This is a genomic window from Vibrio sinensis (assembly GCF_003605645.1).
GTDB lineage: Bacteria > Pseudomonadota > Gammaproteobacteria > Enterobacterales > Vibrionaceae > Vibrio > Vibrio sinensis.
Genome location: NZ_QVMU01000014.1, coordinates 14,296 through 30,058, shown reverse-complemented (window position 1 = coordinate 30,058; position 15,763 = coordinate 14,296). Strand labels below are relative to the sequence as shown.

Sequence of the window (15,763 nt, the reverse complement as noted above, 5' to 3'; positions counted from 1 at the left end):
GCGGGCAGCTTTCGTCGGTTTTACGCTTAATCTTCTTCGATAGAGTTTAAGTACTCTTCCGCATCTTTGAGATTGTCGAGTTCTGATGGATCGGCAAGGCGTACTTTTACGATCCAACCACCTTCATAAGGTTCTTCATTGATAAGCTCTGGGCTGTCTTCTAGCTCTTCATTAATCTCTACAATTTCACCTGTAACAGGTGCATAAATATCGGATGCTGCCTTTACAGATTCAACGAGTGAGAAGCTATCACCGGCATCGATAGTATCTTCAACTTCAGGTAGGTCGACGAAGACGACATCTCCCAACATTTCTTGAGCATGCTCAGAAATACCGATAGTTACTGTACCGTCACCGTTGTCTCGGACCCATTCATGGCTATCTGCAAACTTCAGTGTGTTGTCCATTGCTTAATCTCCAAAATAACTTATTAGGTTTTGAATTTTTGTATAAATACGGGTTATTGGTAGAGTGGGTAGCGCTTACAGAGTTCTTTCACTTGTTTAAGAACACGCTGCTCGATCTCTGAGTTGTCCGTTGGGTTTTCAGCTAACCCGTCAAGAACATCGCCGATCCAGTTACCAATGAGTTTGAATTCTTCTGAGCCAAAGCCACGACTCGTTCCAGCAGGTGTTCCTAAACGAACTCCCGATGTAATCATAGGCTTCTCTGTATCAAATGGGATGCCATTTTTGTTACATGTGATACCAGCACGTTCAAGAGCTTCTTCAGCCGCATTACCTTTTAGGCCTTTAGGACGAAGATCCACCAACATAAGGTGAGTATCGGTACCACCTGTTACGATGTCGCAGCCTCGAGTTTGCAATACTTCGGCGAGAACTTTTGCGTTATTGATCACCGAATCGATATAAGTCTTAAACTCAGGACCAAGTGCTTCTCCAAATGCGACAGCCTTAGCCGCAATCACATGCATCAGAGGGCCACCTTGCAAACCTGGGAATACGGCAGAGTTAATTTTTTTGATGATCTCTTCGTTGTTGGTCAAGATCATGCCGCCACGAGGGCCGCGCAAGGTTTTGTGTGTCGTCGTTGTCACGACGTGAGCGTGTGGTAAGGGACTCGGATGAGCACCTGTCGCGATAAGACCGGCAATATGTGCCATATCGACCATTAAGATAGCACCGACTTCATCGGCGATTTCTCGAAACTTAGCAAAGTCGATTACGCGAGGAATAGCACTACCACCGGCGATGATCATTTTAGGATTGTGCTCAAGCGCAAGTGCGCGAACATCATCGTAGTTGATCTCTAATGTTTCACGATCTACGCCATATTGAACCGCGTTAAACCATTTTCCTGACAAGGCTGGACGGGCACCATGCGTTAGGTGACCACCGGCATCAAGAGACATACCCAAAATCGTATCACCCGGCTGAAGCAAGGCTAACTTGACCGCGCCGTTGGCTTGCGCTCCAGAATGGGGTTGCACGTTGGCAAATGTGCAATTGAATAGTTTCTTAGCTCGTTCGATAGCAATCGCTTCGACAGTATCGACATGTTCGCAACCACCATAGTAGCGGCGCCCCGGATAACCCTCTGCATATTTGTTGGTTAAGCACGTTCCTTGCGCCTGCATTACCGCTTTAGAGACAATGTTTTCAGATGCAATTAGCTCAATTTGTTCATTTTGGCGAGTGAACTCGGCTTGAATTCCTGCAAAAACCGCGTCATCTGTAGCAGAAAGATTGGTAGAGAAAAAATGTTCGAGGCTGTGGTTTGGATAAGACTGATTCATGGCAGTTGACCTTCCATTGATACTTACGAGATACCGTGGCGTGTGTCGCTCTTTTTGTTCTCGTCAGGCTGTGTTTTTTGTCCTGCTAAATGCGAACTCAGCAGCGTGATAAATTCCCCAAAAAGGTAGAATGAAACCGTTGGAATGGTTGATTGTTTCCAAAGGTAATAACACTCCTTAACTAACAAGTTAGCAACATAGCGGTTGTTATCTAAACAATCAACCAAAAATTTCCTATAGGAAACTTAAGTCGCTTATTTGTTAACAAGCGCACGGTTTATTTCTTTTAGAGATCTTTTTTCTATTATCGGCTTCATGCACAATGGAAAAAGGACGAGATGTATTAGACATGAGGGACGTATGGCTGAAGACATTTATGATGATTACCCTTCACTTACTTTGGCAAAGCAATCTCAGGAACCGTCAATTGAGCCTTTAAAACTGGGCGAAAGGATTAAAGATATCCGAGGAAAGCTAGGCATTACCTTGGAAGAGGCGAGTCAGCGAACAGGCTTGGCACGTTCTACTTTAAGCAAGATTGAGAACGAACAGATTTCACCAACCTTTCAAGCGATGCAAAAACTCGCTCATGGCTTACAGATTGATATGCCGCAACTCTTTGAACCTCCAAGGAAAAAGACAGCTTCAGGGCGCAGAGATATCACTAAGGCGGAACATGGAAAGCCTCATCCGACTCAAACTTATGAGCATGAATTGCTTGCCACGCAACTATCGAATAAACGAATGTTACCGTTTAAAAGCCGTGTTAGAGCGAGGACATTTGAAGAGTATAGCGATTGGGTTCGACACGATGGCGAAGAGTTCCTGTTAATACTGTCAGGCTCAGTCACGTTCTACTCTGAATTCTATGAACCAGTGACACTTCATGATGGCGACAGCGTTTACTACGATGCCAATATGGGGCATATGTTGGTTTCTGTTAGTGAAGAAGATGCCCATATTCTGTGGGTAACGGCTAAGTAATGTTTCGGAAATGTTGGTTTTTATAGTAATAGCAAACGATTTCTTTGTGTGTTTTAAACGTGATTTTCTACCATTTTTTTCGTTATGCTGTATGAAATATAGCCGGATGTTGCGATTGGTTTTGTTTTTATAATGTTAAATGTCACACTTTGAACGCCAGTTCGTTTGTTAATCGTGCAAAAGATCCACTATCGTGTTTATTATTGGAAACAAGGTTTCCTTTCGAGGAAAGTGACCCTGATTATTTGGAGACAATGATGACTCAAGAGCTACTCAGAACCCCACTATATACACGACACGTTGCCGCTGGGGCTAAAATGGTCCCTTTTGCAGGTTATGATATGCCTGTGCAATATAAATTGGGTGTTAAAAAGGAACATTTGCATACACGCGATGCGGCAGGCCTGTTTGATGTTTCCCATATGGGGCAACTCCGTTTGCGCGGTGAGGGCGCGTCTGCATTTCTTGAGTCATTAGTGCCTGTTGATATTATTGACTTGCCATCAGGTAACCAAAGGTACGCTTTCTTTACTAATGAGCAAGGCGGAATCATGGACGATTTGATGGTTGCTAACTTAGGCGATCATTTGTTTGTTGTGGTTAATGCGGCTTGCAAAGAGCAGGATATTGCCCACATTCGAGCCCATCTACCACAAAATGTAACGCTTGAAGTGATTGAAGACAGAGCGTTGCTGGCGTTGCAAGGACCGAAAGCTGCTGAAGTTTTAGCACGATTAAACCCTAAAGTGTCTGATATGGTCTTTATGGACGTGAATGTGCTTGAGTTATTGGGCTGTGAATGTATCGTCTCGCGCAGTGGCTATACTGGCGAAGATGGCTATGAAATCTCAGTCAGTGCTGATAAAGCCGAAGCGTTAGCAGATTATTTGACAGAACAGGCAGAGGTTGAGTGGATTGGATTAGGCGCTCGAGATTCTCTGCGTTTGGAGTGCGGCCTGTGTTTGTATGGACATGACCTAGATACGACAACAACGCCTGTCGAAGCAAGTCTATTGTGGGGTATTCAGAAAGTACGTCGCGCTGATGGTGAGCGAGCTGGTGGTTTTCCGGGCGCTGAGATCATTTTGAATCAGATTGAAACGAAAGATGTATCACGCAAACGTGTTGGCCTCGTTGGGCAAACAAAAGCTCCAGTGCGAGAGGGTACAGAGTTGTTTGACGGTGATGGGAACAAAGTGGGCATAGTGACCAGTGGAACCGCAGGGCCAAATGCAGGAAAACCCGTCTCTATGGGGTATGTAAGAATGGACCTAACGGCTATCGGCACGGAACTTTTTGCTGAAGTTCGTGGCAAGATGCTCCCTATGGTTATTGAAAAAATACCGTTTGTCCCTCAGCGTTATTATCGCGGTTGATGATATAGATCGAGTTCAATAATGTATGTATTGTAAACCTCTCGTTTGAGAGGTTTTTTTATTGTTAAATAACAGGATTATAAATTAACGTAAATTGAGATCATGAAATATCAATCTTTATTGTTGTCAGTGTTAATTACGGGCTCTGTCTCAGCGCAAAATATATCGCCTTATATTATCAATGGAAATCCAGCGTCGATAGTCAACTTCCCCTCTTTTGCTAGTCTGTATTTTGATGATGGAAAAAAATATGGTTATACATGTGGTGCAACCATGCTCAACCAACAATATGTATTAACAGCGGCGCATTGTATTGTTGGTGACGAGTCATTAATGCTAAACAGTCGAGTTGTCGTTCAACTGCAAAATGAAACAGACTATGTGAATGGCAATAATATGGCTTCACGAGGCATTGAATATTACTACCCTGATAATTATGTCGATGATGAGAATGTATTGTGGCCAAACGATATTGCGATAATTAAGCTACAATCACCACTGAATATCAGCGATTTTAGTTCGTTGATAAATACAACTCAGAATGATAATTACCCTATTAATCCCGGCAATCCATCTTTCGTTACCATTGGTCACGGTTTAGAAGCAGGAAATGTAGAGGGAGGTACTGCTCTTTTAAAAACAGAATTACAGCTTATCGATGGGGCTAATATTTGCGGAACCAGTAACAAGCAATTGTGTTTTGATGGTGCTATTGTCGGTGATTATAAAAATTCTACGTGTAATGGTGATTCAGGCGGGCCTGTTTATTGGTGGGATGGCGCCGAATACAAGCAAATTGGCATTACGAGCTATGGACCCAATGAATGCGGGAATACGACGTCTTCTTATACCTCGGTATTTACAGAAGTTTATGATTATCAAGATTGGATTACGAGTGTTTTAGCGGGTACTGTCGAGCCTCAATTCAAAGCTAATCCTCACGATGATAAATTTAGAGCTAATGAAGAGGGTGGTGGCAGTAGTTGGTATCAGTTAGGCCTACTAGGTCTCGCTCTGTTACTTCGTCGACGCAACCGTTAATGTGAAATCATTCATCCCTTTGTTGATTCATAAGCTAAACTTTAGTTGTTTAATGAAATCTATACGAATTGATAGGGGGTGCAATGAGAGGATGTATAACATTACTCGTGCTGACTGCGACAAGTTGTTTTTCATTCGCGAGTGATGTGTCTTCTTATATCGTTAATGGCCAAGCCGCCACGGTTTCATCTTTCCCCTCAATTGCTAGTCTGTTTTACCGCAAAGGCAATACTTATGATGCCTCAAGCTTTTGCGGTGCGACCATGCTCAATAGTCAATATGTACTGACTGCTGCCCATTGTCTCTATGGACAGCGTGATGTGATGCTACACACAGTTGTGGCCCCTCAGCTATCAGATGAAAGCCAGTTTTTAAACCAATCTCAGTCCCGAGCAGCTGAATTTTATTATTTAAATTCATTTGTTGATTCGAATGATGCGCTTTGGCCTGATGATATCGCCATTATTAAGTTGGAAGAGCCACTTCCTGTTCCTGATTATATGCGATTAATCAATGATAGCTTGAATGACGTTTACCCGTTTATAGGTGATTATCGTATTGTTGGTCATGGTTGGTTGTCGAGCACCGATCAAGGGGGGAGCACCTTACTACAAGCTCCCGTTACCCCTATTTCAAATGCAACCTGTCGTGCGGTTTTCGGAAATCAGTTAACGAATAAACAGATTTGTTTTGATGGACCAATAAGCGGAGGCCTAAAAAATTCGACTTGTAACGGTGACTCTGGTGGTCCTGTTTATTGGTTTAATGGGAGCGAATACATTCAAATTGGTGTGACTAGTTTTGGACCCAGTGTTTGCGGTGATCCAACGGTTAACGCAACATCGGTATTTACTGAATTATATGATTATCAAGATTGGATTAACAATGTATTAAATGGGCAAGTGACTCCTCGTTTTTTTGTACGAAATGATAATGGTGAGCGGGTATTAGTTGAAAATAATACTTCTAGTGTTAGTTCCTCAGCAACGTCTTCGAGTGGGGGCGGTTCTATGTCACTAAGTTGGTTATTCTATTTGTTGTTTTTATCATTTAAATTTCATGCAGTTAACAAGGTTAAGAACTATTAACTAAATGAACTTGGTTCTCAAAAATAAGAGATATACCTTAATTAGTTGAATTGTCGAAATAAAAACGTGATGTGCCGTGGAGCTAGAGTGTAGTGCGTGTTGACTATTTGTATCTAAACGATAGTTTTATGTAACGGAGCAAGTTGAGCTGGAGTGTTTTAAGATGAACAATGATGATACATATAAAATTACCTTACTATCTGATATTAGTATGCAGTCTAAACTGTTTAAAGATTCGTTAGAGAAGGGGATTCAGCTGGATGTCCAAATTGTTTCTTTAGCGGATATTGAGCGTGACAGTGGAGAGGAAACACTGCTGGGTGATTTTGTATTGATTGATTATCATTATTTGAATGACAGCAATTTTGAAAGTTATAACCAAGCTAAAGTTGTATCAAGCCAAGCATCTAAAGAAATAGTGATTAATTGTCCTAAAGATGTGGCTTCAAGCCAGCTATTTAAATGGCGTAATCTCGTTGGTGTTTTTTATATAGATGATGATATTTCCTTGCTGCTAAAAGGTATGGAAAAGATCATGCAAGATGAGATGTGGCTATCTAGAAAAGTCGCACAAGATTATATTGAACATTTCCGATGTGCTAATAATGTCACGACATCACAAGTCTATGCGAATTTAACTAAACGTGAAAAAGAGATTATGCGTTTACTCGGTCATGGTGCATCGAACCTGCAAATTGCAGATGAATTATTTGTTAGTGAAAATACCGTTAAAACGCATTTGCACAATATCTTCAAAAAAATTAACGCTAAAAATCGACTACAAGCATTGTTATGGGCGAATAACAATATCGCATTAGCTGAGCGGGTATAGCCTCAGGTTTGAAATAGCATTCAGGTTTGAAGAGAAGGGAGCGTTGTGCTCCCTTTTTAATGGCGAATAATTTCTGTGGCTAGTGTGTAATTCAACTGTCTATCATTGAATTTAACGTGCACTCGACCTTATCGCTTAATCGTAGATTGTTGGGATAGGTTGGCGTTTGTGCTGCGTTATTGTGTAGATACGTACTAGTCGCTCTGTCACATCACTAGGCACTTGTTTACCTTCTAAGAAATCATCGATTTGATCATAGGTTAGATTCAGTGCATCTTCATCGGCTTTTTGTGGCGCAAGTTCTTCTAGATCGGCTGTTGGTACTTTTTTAACAAGTTGTTCAGGTGCACCTAGAGTTTCAGCCAGTTGACGTACTTGACGTTTATTGAGCCCAAATAACGGCGCTAAATCGCAAGCACCATCACCAAACTTAGTATAAAAACCCGTAATATTTTCAGCAGAATGGTCGGTGCCAAGCACTAGGCCACCGACATACCCTGCGATTTCGTACTGAGCAACCATCCGAGCTCGTGCCTTGACGTTACCTTTGATGAAATCAATTTTGGCAGCATCTTGTGGAATGAGATCTGTGCCCTTTAGTGCAAACTGAGAGGCGGCATGTAAGCCATCAACACCGTCTTTGATGTTTACAGAAATCGAATGGGTTGGTTGAATGAAATGCAGTGCAAGCTGCGCTTCATCTTCATCTTGTTGCTCGCCGTAAGGAAGACGTACAGCAATAAACTGGTAAGAACCATCGTGTTCTTCGTTCAGTTCATTGACAGCAATTTGAGCTAAGCGTCCACATGTGGTTGAATCGACTCCGCCACTGATCCCAAGAATGAGAGACTTACACCCTGAGTTTATCAGTTTAGTTTTAATGAAATTAACACGGCGTGAGATTTCAAAGTGAGGATCGATCGATGGTAGTACGCGCATCTCATCGCGAATTAACTGTTCCATTAGTTTTATTCCTGCAAGCAATGTAATTTTGAATATTGATGGTAGTATCATACCTCAATCAGCCCGTTAGGAAACGGGGATCAGAAATTTCCTTACAACAAGGCTAAAAAATGAAGAAAATTGCCGTGTTTGGTAGTGCTTTTAACCCACCAAGCCTTGGGCATAAAAGCGTTTTGGAATCATTACTGCATTTTGACAAGGTTCTGTTAGTACCGAGTATTTCCCATGCGTGGGGGAAAGAAATGCTCGAATATTCATCCCGATGCGAGTTAGTTGATGCATTCATTGCCGATCTAGAATCATCGACGTTTGAAAGATGCGATATTGAAGAGACGCTTTTTCAGCCTAATCAGAGTGTGACGACATATTCGGTGATGGAAGCCCTTCAATTGAAATATCCTGAAAGTGAACTTACTTTTGTTTTGGGGCCTGATAATTTTTTCAATTTTTCAAAATTCTACCGAGCTGAAGATATTCTGTCTCAATGGTCCGTTATGGCTTGTCCTGAAAAGGTGAATATTCGCAGTACTGATATTCGAAGTGCATTACAAGCGCAAGAGAGTATAGATAGTTTCACTACACCTCGAGTTCGCAGTATATTAATAAAAAACAAACACTATAAATAATGAAATAGGATTGGGGTGTTAAGTGGCAAAAGTAAGATGGATCATCTTGTCGCTTTGTAGCGTTTCAACGAGTTATGCATGTGAGTTATATCAATCAGACTTTGTGTCTGAATCGGTATTGTTTCATTCAAAAAGTGGTGTCTGCTTTTCGTTATTGGAAGGCATACAGTACTCAGCACAAAAAATGGATGCATTGACAGAAGCATTTGATCAAGAGCCTATTGATTATTCTGAATACTGGTCTGATTGGGTTTTACAATCTGCGTCTAATCCCGTCTTAACAAAAAGCTTAGAGTCCAATTATTTTGGCGTGGGCATATGGAAGCCGAGTGAGCTTGAAGAGAGTCTTGATTCTTTAACGCCCGAAGAGTGGTTGATGAATCATGGAGTTCAGTTTAGCTTAGGTTTTGGCGAGAAAGAATTGGGTAAGCCACGTATGCGGTTAGATTATCGTTGGCACAGTGAATATAAAGGTGATCTCTTAATGCAGATTGAGGTGCCATTTTAAGGCATATTTTGTCTTGCATCGCTAATGCATAAATCTTGTTGGTTTCTTCTGAGAAGAAAAGAGAAGAAAAGAGAAGAGAAAGGGGCGCATATCACGCCTCTTTTTTTTATCCGCAATTTCATTCACATAAAACCTAATTAAAGTTGCAGCAGTGTTGACTGACTGGCACTCACAAACCTCATTATATCGTTCATCTATGCTCAGAGGCTTTCGGTTCATACTTTAGATACATGCTTGGGTACATATAGCGGTTTGGGGCATATAATTGTTTATTGTGCCTGTGGCAATAATACCGTTTGCATATTGTCATAGTGAGAAATAATGGCATGGGGAGTATTCGGCTTTGAAAAGTAATAGCCTTGTATTTGTTCACATCCCATCTCATATAGTTTTTCTAGCGCTTCCTGACTTTCAACACCCTCCGCAACGAGCTCTACGCCTAACTGTTTCGCCAATTGAATGATTAACCATACCACGCGTTCTGAGGTTTCATTACACAACATGTTGGTGACAAAAGTAGCATCAATTTTAATGCAGTCGATTGGATAGCTGTGGATGTAATTTAAGCTCGAATAACCTGTACCAAAATCATCTAGGGCAACAGTAAAGCCGTGGTTACGGAGTTTGTCTAGTACATAACGAACTTCATTTGTACGTGAAAGCAGAACGGTTTCTGTTAGCTCAATGGTAAATTCACGAGGTTCAAAACCATACTTAGCAATGGTTTTCATCAAGTGTTGTGTATAGCGACTGGAATCTTTTAGTTCGTGAGCGGAGCAATTTAAGCTGAGTTTCACTTTATAACCTAACCCCGCTTCAAGTTCTTTTTTTGCAGCACAAGCGAGTTCAACAATGCGTTCTCCAAGTTCAATAATTAGCCCCGATTGTTCGGCAGCTTCAATGAACTCAATTGGCGATATTGTTCCAAGAGTATTACTTTCCCAGCGAGCTAATATCTCAAAGTAGTTCCATTGCTGCTCTCCCCGCTTGACGATAGGTTGTACCATTACGTAAATCTTACTGTTGGATACCGTAGCATGGTCAAGTTCACTACGTAATGCATCAATCACCATTGTGCGGCGATAATACTGAGCACTGAGATGGATATCATAGCTCTGTACTTTACAGTTGCTAGTTTGTTTACAATTTTTTAGCGCAAGCGTCGCATTTAGGATCAACTGATCGGCACTAAGACGTTTATCGGTCTTTCGAGCTAACCCTATACTGACGCTTACTTTTATGTTGTGCGAAGCATCTTTAAATCCATTATTTAAGCGAGTAATGATACTTTGACAGATAATGAGCGGATCACTGGAAAAAGTAATAAAAGCGAATTCATCTCCCGCGATACGAAATGCCATTTGATGATCGGGTACAGCTGCTGAAATAGAGTCTGCGACAAACTTAATCACCTCATCACCAATGTGATTGCCGTAAAGGTCGTTGATGGACTTAAAATTATCGATATCTAAATAGGCTAATGTGAAAGGTTCTGTGCGAGAATTTTTGAGTCGATCCAGTCTATCTGATAAATAGCTACGATTGAGTAACCCAGTTAGGTTGTCATGAGAAACTTCATGGCTAAGTTGGTACATCAGTGTTTCGGAGCGAGCCGCAAGCCATTTTGCTCTCAGGCAGTGAACTGCAATATTCGCAAACAGTTGATGGTGTGAGATTTCTTCATCCAATTCAGTTATTGGGCGATTAAAGGTTGAAAGTAAGATACCTATAATGTCTCCACTACGAGTTCTTAGCGGAATACCCAAGTAAGCAACGAGCCCGTGATCTTGCAAGAATATATCTCTTGGAAAGCGAGTTTGAACATCGCTCCCACACAGATAAAATGCGTTATCACTACGACTGACAAGATCACAAGGTGTACCTTCAAGCGAGTAGCTGAAAGGCTTGGTTACTGTGTTATTGCATGCAAACGAAAGCGTTTGTGCTGAGTTAGTTAGCTTATCAAGCTCCACAATTGACGTGCAGTACGTCTGACATTTTTGATGTAGCGTAAGCGTAACTTTTTGCCATAGTTCAGGTCCATCTAAAACTAAGGCTTCATTGACCGTTGCCATATCGATCAATGAAGAGCTGTGTCGTTTTCTAGCCAAAACGAATCCCCCGTCCTATTGTGACTAATATCACTTATTTATTAGAGTTCGCAAATTAAATATGGTACACGTCGCATATGTTTGCAAATTTCTCTTGTTAAGACTTTGAGAATTGAGAGCTAGTTACACGGATTCTTCCTGAGCGAGTCGAGTATGAAGGTATTCGAGAAACAGTTTGGTTCGCGTATGCTGATAATCTAATTTCGGGTAGTAAGCGAACACTGTTGCTTCATCCGCTGTGACGTGAGGGAGAATGCGTTTTAGTGTACCTTGCTTAAGTTCTTCTTTGATCATGACGTCATTGGTCAGCAAAATTCCCATACCACTTTTGGCTGCATAGAATAGGGCTTCTGGGTTGGTCGTCGAAAAATTACCAGAAAGAAGTAACCGTTTTCCTTGTGAGAGCTTAATTTCTCGCTCTGGATGTTCACCCCAAATTAAAATGTTGTGATGGGTCAGTTGTTCCGGCACGGCAGGTTCTCCATACTTGTCTATGTATTTAGGAGATGCATAAAACCCCGCTTTATGAACAAAAAGTGGCGTCGCTTTGAAACTTAAAGAGTTGAGCTGTTCGATTTCTCTACTAATAAAGAGATCGAGACTGAGTGCAGGTAATTGGCCTGGCGTGGTAGTGGTGAGTTGGATACGAATCTCAGGATAAAGCTGGAGAAAATCATCTAAATATTGAACTAGAAATTTCGAACCTACCGCTAATGTCGCTCCAATTTTTAATAGGCCTGCTGGGTTCTGGCTCACTGAACGGGTTTCATCTACGATTGATTGCCACCCATCAATCTGAACGATAGCTCGTTCGTAAAATAAGGCTCCAGCCTCTGTTTGAGTGACTGAACGAGTCGTCCGTTTAAGCAGTTGAACTCCAATTCGCTCCTCTAGCCAATGAACGCGTTTACTGATTGCAGAGCTGGTGGTATTCATACGTCGAGCGGCACCATTGAAGCTCCCCTCATCAACCACTAACAAATAACTCTGAACATTTTGTAGCCAATCCATAACTCACCTTTATTGATTCTTTATTGGAATTAATCAGTTTCCATAGCTCCATATTATCTTTTATTCGCGCCTAATTTACACTGATAATGATGAAAAATGAGCGAAGAAATACGATGAAGAAAATGCCAATCTTACTGGCGATGATGATTATTGCCACAGGGCAGGTCGGCGTCAGTATTTATCTCCCATCACTGCCTTTGATTAGCCAGTCATTGAACGTGACTCAGTCGGATGTCCAGTTGCTGGTGACCCTATTTTTAGTTGGCTTTGGTGGTTCTCAGCTGTTTTATGGCCCCTTATCAGACGCCATTGGTCGGCGACCTGTCTTTATTTTAGGGCAAGGCGTTTACCTCATCGGTACCGTTATTTGTCTACTATTTTCAGATTCGTTAACCGCTTTGGTATTGGGTCGTTTATTGCAAGGTTTAGGGGCGGGGAGCGCTTCTGTGTTGGGGCGAAGTGTATTGCGTGATAGTTATGATGGCCCTCAGCTGGTCAAAGCTATGTCGTATATATCCGTTACCGCTTCCATTATGCCAGTACTTGCACCTGTGATTGGCGGTTGGATTGCTTATCATTTTAGCTGGCATGCCGTTTTTGTTTTTGTGTTTGTTTACTTGGTGGCCATTTTCACTCTGGGGTTTAAAGTACTTCCGGAAACCTTGCCTTATGCTCCGAGTCGGTTTGACCCTAGAGCCGTGATTCGAAATTATGGGGCACTTTTGGTGAACAAACAGGTGATAAGCAGCGCTAGCTATAATTGGCTGAGTTACTTAGCTGTATTGATCTCTGTTTCTCTTTTGCCCTTTATTTTACAAGATAAGCTCCATTTGACCGTCGCTGAGTATGGCACGATAATGATTATTCCGTCGGCAGGTTTGCTCACAGGAAGTCTTGCTCTTAATTTTCTTAATCGTTTCCTATCGACCAATCAGTTGTTGGCTTTGGCAGTCACTCTTATTTTGGCTTCGAGTGGTTGGTTATTGCTTACCGAAATGAGCTTATTCAATCTTATCTTTGCTTTTACTCTATTAACGATCGCGCAAGGGCTTTCATTTCCGCTCTCAATCAGTTTGTTACTCGCACCGCACAAGAAACAAGCTGGAACGGTATCGGCCTTTTCTGGTTCGGTTCAAATGTGTGTTTCTGGTGTCTTTAGTGGCTATCTCATTGATAGTTGGGTTCAGACGCAATGGTCGTTAGGGATATGCTATCTTTTAGTGGCACTTACTATGGGAGGCGTTTTGTTTCTTACATCACGAGCGGATAGATTAGAGCCAGCTGCAGCAGGTAATCAATAAATGAAATAGCATGGAATCCATGGGTTTATTCAATAACTGCATCGGTCGAATCTAGTATCTTGAGGTGACTTGAGGGTACAATGCGCGCAACGTCTCCTTGAGTCAAAATAGGACTAAAAAAATGGAACAACAAGAATTTGAAACCTTAGTGAAAGCGCTGTGTGAAACGAATGGTTTACCTCAAGCTTTAGAGTTATTGCGTGCAAGTGACAACGAAGACATTGCAGAAGCTGCGCAATCATTAACAGGTCAGTTCGCGGTGCAAGATATCGATGGTGAACAGCGTATTTATCACGTGACGCTTGAAGAAAATGATGACGGCGAAGAGCAAGAGTTCGTGGAGCATGTCATGAATGAGGGCGAAGATGTTATCCGTTTTGTTGCTTGGTTCTTTGATGTGATGTTTGAAGTAAAACGCAAAGATACTTACTTAGTTGCGGGTAAAACTTACCAGCAGACAAAACGAGCTAAATAAATTAGCAAGAAATTGATGATAAAACGCCCTGATAATTCAGGGCGTTTTTTGTGGTGACCGACTCATACCGCTAAATGTTAGCTGTTGGCTTCTAAATTAACGACATTATCTGGAACGGTATTTAATCCTTTCTCAGCTAGCCAAGCTTCAAGATTATCAGCGCCACCAATATAGACACCATCTAACCAGATCTGAGGAACCGTTACGGGTGTTTTTAGTCCAATATGGGCTTTTACCTCAGGAATCATTCGGTATAAAGCGCCACTTTCTTTTACCACATCATAGTATTGGTATTGAACCCCGGCATCATTAAGCATTTGTTTGGCTTTGACACAATAAGGACAGGTTGCTTTACCAAAGACAATATTACCTTTCAACTCATCTTGTTCTGACCAACGTTGAATAACCGATTGTACCAACACACCACGATTTAGAGCTTCACCTTGGCTGATGACTTTACCCTCAACCACAATAATGGGTGCATGCCACGCTCCAAGCTTGAGAGGTTCCCACCAGTGAGAAAGCCAATCTTTGACTTCTAGTTCAATTGGAATACCAGCCAACTCATTTTCGAATGTATCAGCGAGGATATCTTTAGTTAAAGTACATTCACCACAAGGGATGTTAACTTTAAATGGCCCCCAACTTCCTGCCCAACGATACAAAGTGATTTTAATTGGTTTGGTCATATTATTTCTCCTAAGTCACCACTACAAGCAATGCGAACTGAGTCGTTCAATTATAGAGAACGTTGATCGGCCGGAATTATTTCATTTTTCGAGAAATTCTTGTTTCCCATTGAGTAATAAACGCGACAGAGAAAATGATAATAGCGGCGCCAAGCCAAAGGCGACCTGGTGGAACCCAACCAAAAACCATCCATCCAGCTAACACATTAAAGGGCAATTTTGCATGGTCGAAAGGCTGAACGAAAGAGGCATCGGCAACCGAGTAAGCTTTAACAATCGCCCACTGAGCGAGAGCTGTGACACAACCTGCGATAATGAGTAGCACCCAAATTGAACCACCTGTTGGCATTTGCCAGTCAGGAAGTGCAAGAACAAGGTTAAATGGTGTGATAAGTATCAGGAGATACACCACCATGGTAGAGGGAGAATCATCTGAAGATAGTTTTTTTACCATCAAAGAGTAACAAGCCCAGAAAAATGCAGCGCCTACGGGCAGTAATGTTGCCCAGTTAAAGTCATCACCCCAAGGCTCTAGAATGATCATCGCGCCAATGAAACCTAATAAGGTTGCTCCCCAACGAGCGGCACCTACTTTCTCTTTGAGTAAAAGACCAGAACCAATAGTGGCAAACAGAGGTGAGGTCATCAGCAACGCAATGCCTTGCCAAATTGGAACCGGATAGGCTAGCGCCCACAACCAAAGCTGAATACCTATTACCGAAAGAAATACACGGAATACATGCAAACCGAGTTTGTTGGTGCTTAATGATTTTCGAATGCCAAGAGTTTTCAAATAAGGCAGAATCGCAACGAGTGCTACTGCATATTGAATGAGTGCTACAGTGGTCGATGGCAGACCAAAATTAATACTCGCAACTTGAGCCATACTGTTGACAACCGCAAAGGAAATGCCTGCAGCAAGCATCCAGCAAGCCCCTTGAATCGGATGATGATGTGGTGTGTGCATAATGTTCTAGATCAAAAAAAGGTGAATCGAATCAT

General features: G+C 41.9%; 16 protein-coding genes. 9 read left to right on the top strand and 7 right to left on the bottom strand.

Translation table 11 applies throughout. The features are described from left to right. Positions 1-26: 26 nt before the first annotated feature. Together gcvH and DZ860_RS14520 are read right to left on the bottom strand one after the other, a co-directional pair. A complete protein-coding gene (gcvH, locus tag DZ860_RS14525; RefSeq protein ID WP_120032510.1) occupies positions 27-407 on the bottom strand; it encodes a glycine cleavage system protein GcvH in 381 nt (126 codons plus the stop codon). A gap of 53 nt (positions 408-460) precedes the next feature. Next, entirely contained in the window at positions 461-1,756 is a 1,296-nt protein-coding gene (locus DZ860_RS14520) for a serine hydroxymethyltransferase (RefSeq protein WP_120032508.1), read from the bottom strand. Between the two features lie 360 nt (positions 1,757-2,116). On the opposite strand from DZ860_RS14520, the gene DZ860_RS14515 reads away from it, so the two are divergent. From DZ860_RS14515 to DZ860_RS14495, 5 genes are all read left to right on the top strand, one after another. Beyond that, the gene (locus tag DZ860_RS14515) at positions 2,117-2,740 is read left to right on the top strand and encodes a helix-turn-helix domain-containing protein (RefSeq protein WP_120032506.1); all 624 of its coding nucleotides are present in this window, start codon (positions 2,117-2,119) and stop codon (positions 2,738-2,740) included. A gap of 257 nt (positions 2,741-2,997) precedes the next feature. After that, a complete protein-coding gene (gene gcvT / locus DZ860_RS14510) occupies positions 2,998-4,116 on the top strand; it encodes a glycine cleavage system aminomethyltransferase GcvT (protein WP_120032504.1) in 1,119 nt (372 codons plus the stop codon). A gap of 102 nt (positions 4,117-4,218) precedes the next feature. Further along, positions 4,219-5,157: a S1 family peptidase gene (locus DZ860_RS14505; protein WP_120032502.1), complete on the top strand. Its 939-nt coding sequence runs from the start codon at positions 4,219-4,221 to the stop codon at positions 5,155-5,157. A gap of 83 nt (positions 5,158-5,240) precedes the next feature. Beyond that, entirely contained in the window at positions 5,241-6,245 is a 1,005-nt protein-coding gene (locus DZ860_RS14500) for a S1 family peptidase (RefSeq protein WP_120032500.1), read from the top strand. A 163-nt stretch (positions 6,246-6,408) separates the two neighbouring features. Continuing rightward, on the top strand, positions 6,409-7,077 hold the full coding sequence (locus DZ860_RS14495; protein WP_120032498.1) for a LuxR C-terminal-related transcriptional regulator: 669 nt from the start codon (positions 6,409-6,411) through the stop codon (positions 7,075-7,077). 135 nt (positions 7,078-7,212) lie between these two features. Here the strand turns inward: DZ860_RS14495 and nadE are convergent, their stop codons facing one another. Next, a complete protein-coding gene (gene nadE / locus DZ860_RS14490; protein ID WP_120032496.1) occupies positions 7,213-8,040 on the bottom strand; it encodes an NAD(+) synthase in 828 nt (275 codons plus the stop codon). 110 nt (positions 8,041-8,150) lie between these two features. Between nadE and DZ860_RS14485 the strand changes: the two genes are divergently transcribed. Both DZ860_RS14485 and DZ860_RS14480 read left to right on the top strand, forming a co-directional pair. Continuing rightward, entirely contained in the window at positions 8,151-8,666 is a 516-nt protein-coding gene (locus DZ860_RS14485; protein ID WP_120032494.1) for a nicotinate-nicotinamide nucleotide adenylyltransferase, read from the top strand. A 22-nt stretch (positions 8,667-8,688) separates the two neighbouring features. After that, the gene (locus DZ860_RS14480; protein ID WP_120032492.1) at positions 8,689-9,174 is read left to right on the top strand and encodes a hypothetical protein; all 486 of its coding nucleotides are present in this window, start codon (positions 8,689-8,691) and stop codon (positions 9,172-9,174) included. A 269-nt stretch (positions 9,175-9,443) separates the two neighbouring features. Here DZ860_RS14480 and DZ860_RS14475 read toward each other — a convergent pair whose 3' ends face one another. Together DZ860_RS14475 and DZ860_RS14470 are read right to left on the bottom strand one after the other, a co-directional pair. Then, the gene (locus tag DZ860_RS14475) at positions 9,444-11,285 is read right to left on the bottom strand and encodes a putative bifunctional diguanylate cyclase/phosphodiesterase (RefSeq protein WP_439333139.1); all 1,842 of its coding nucleotides are present in this window, start codon (positions 11,283-11,285) and stop codon (positions 9,444-9,446) included. A gap of 123 nt (positions 11,286-11,408) precedes the next feature. Further along, on the bottom strand, positions 11,409-12,296 hold the full coding sequence (locus DZ860_RS14470) for a LysR family transcriptional regulator (RefSeq protein WP_120032489.1): 888 nt from the start codon (positions 12,294-12,296) through the stop codon (positions 11,409-11,411). Positions 12,297-12,409: 113 nt separating this feature from the next. Between DZ860_RS14470 and DZ860_RS14465 the strand changes: the two genes are divergently transcribed. Next, positions 12,410-13,597: a multidrug effflux MFS transporter gene (locus DZ860_RS14465; protein WP_120032487.1), complete on the top strand. Its 1,188-nt coding sequence runs from the start codon at positions 12,410-12,412 to the stop codon at positions 13,595-13,597. 121 nt (positions 13,598-13,718) lie between these two features. Next, positions 13,719-14,072, top strand: a complete 354-nt coding sequence (locus DZ860_RS14460) for a hypothetical protein (protein ID WP_120032485.1) — start codon at positions 13,719-13,721, stop codon at positions 14,070-14,072. A gap of 77 nt (positions 14,073-14,149) precedes the next feature. On the opposite strand, the gene DZ860_RS14455 is transcribed toward DZ860_RS14460, so the two are convergent. Both DZ860_RS14455 and DZ860_RS14450 read right to left on the bottom strand, forming a co-directional pair. After that, positions 14,150-14,761 (bottom strand): glutaredoxin domain-containing protein, encoded by a 612-nt coding sequence (locus DZ860_RS14455; RefSeq protein WP_120032483.1) that lies wholly within the window; start codon positions 14,759-14,761, stop codon positions 14,150-14,152. Between the two features lie 76 nt (positions 14,762-14,837). Continuing rightward, complete coding sequence (locus tag DZ860_RS14450) at positions 14,838-15,728, bottom strand: DMT family transporter (RefSeq protein ID WP_120032481.1); 891 nt, start codon at positions 15,726-15,728, stop codon at positions 14,838-14,840. Positions 15,729-15,763: the final 35 nt, after the last annotated feature.

Excerpts from the sequence above, each read along its gene's own strand:
- DZ860_RS14515 (WP_120032506.1), top strand. The coding sequence starts at position 2,117 with ATGGCTGAAGACATTTATGATGATTACCCTTCACTTACTTTGGCAAAG.
- DZ860_RS14465 (WP_120032487.1), top strand. The coding sequence starts at position 12,410 with ATGAAGAAAATGCCAATCTTACTGGCGATGATGATTATTGCCACAGGG.
- DZ860_RS14500 (WP_120032500.1), top strand. The coding sequence starts at position 5,241 with ATGAGAGGATGTATAACATTACTCGTGCTGACTGCGACAAGTTGTTTT.
- DZ860_RS14470 (WP_120032489.1), bottom strand. The coding sequence starts at position 12,296 with ATGGATTGGCTACAAAATGTTCAGAGTTATTTGTTAGTGGTTGATGAG.
- DZ860_RS14520 (WP_120032508.1), bottom strand. The coding sequence starts at position 1,756 with ATGAATCAGTCTTATCCAAACCACAGCCTCGAACATTTTTTCTCTACC.
- DZ860_RS14450 (WP_120032481.1), bottom strand. The coding sequence starts at position 15,728 with ATGCACACACCACATCATCATCCGATTCAAGGGGCTTGCTGGATGCTT.
- DZ860_RS14495 (WP_120032498.1), top strand. The coding sequence starts at position 6,409 with ATGAACAATGATGATACATATAAAATTACCTTACTATCTGATATTAGT.
- nadE (WP_120032496.1), bottom strand. The coding sequence starts at position 8,040 with ATGGAACAGTTAATTCGCGATGAGATGCGCGTACTACCATCGATCGAT.
- DZ860_RS14460 (WP_120032485.1), top strand. The coding sequence starts at position 13,719 with ATGGAACAACAAGAATTTGAAACCTTAGTGAAAGCGCTGTGTGAAACG.
- gcvH (WP_120032510.1), bottom strand. The coding sequence starts at position 407 with ATGGACAACACACTGAAGTTTGCAGATAGCCATGAATGGGTCCGAGAC.
- DZ860_RS14485 (WP_120032494.1), top strand. The coding sequence starts at position 8,151 with ATGAAGAAAATTGCCGTGTTTGGTAGTGCTTTTAACCCACCAAGCCTT.
- DZ860_RS14505 (WP_120032502.1), top strand. The coding sequence starts at position 4,219 with ATGAAATATCAATCTTTATTGTTGTCAGTGTTAATTACGGGCTCTGTC.
- gcvT (WP_120032504.1), top strand. The coding sequence starts at position 2,998 with ATGACTCAAGAGCTACTCAGAACCCCACTATATACACGACACGTTGCC.
- DZ860_RS14455 (WP_120032483.1), bottom strand. The coding sequence starts at position 14,761 with ATGACCAAACCAATTAAAATCACTTTGTATCGTTGGGCAGGAAGTTGG.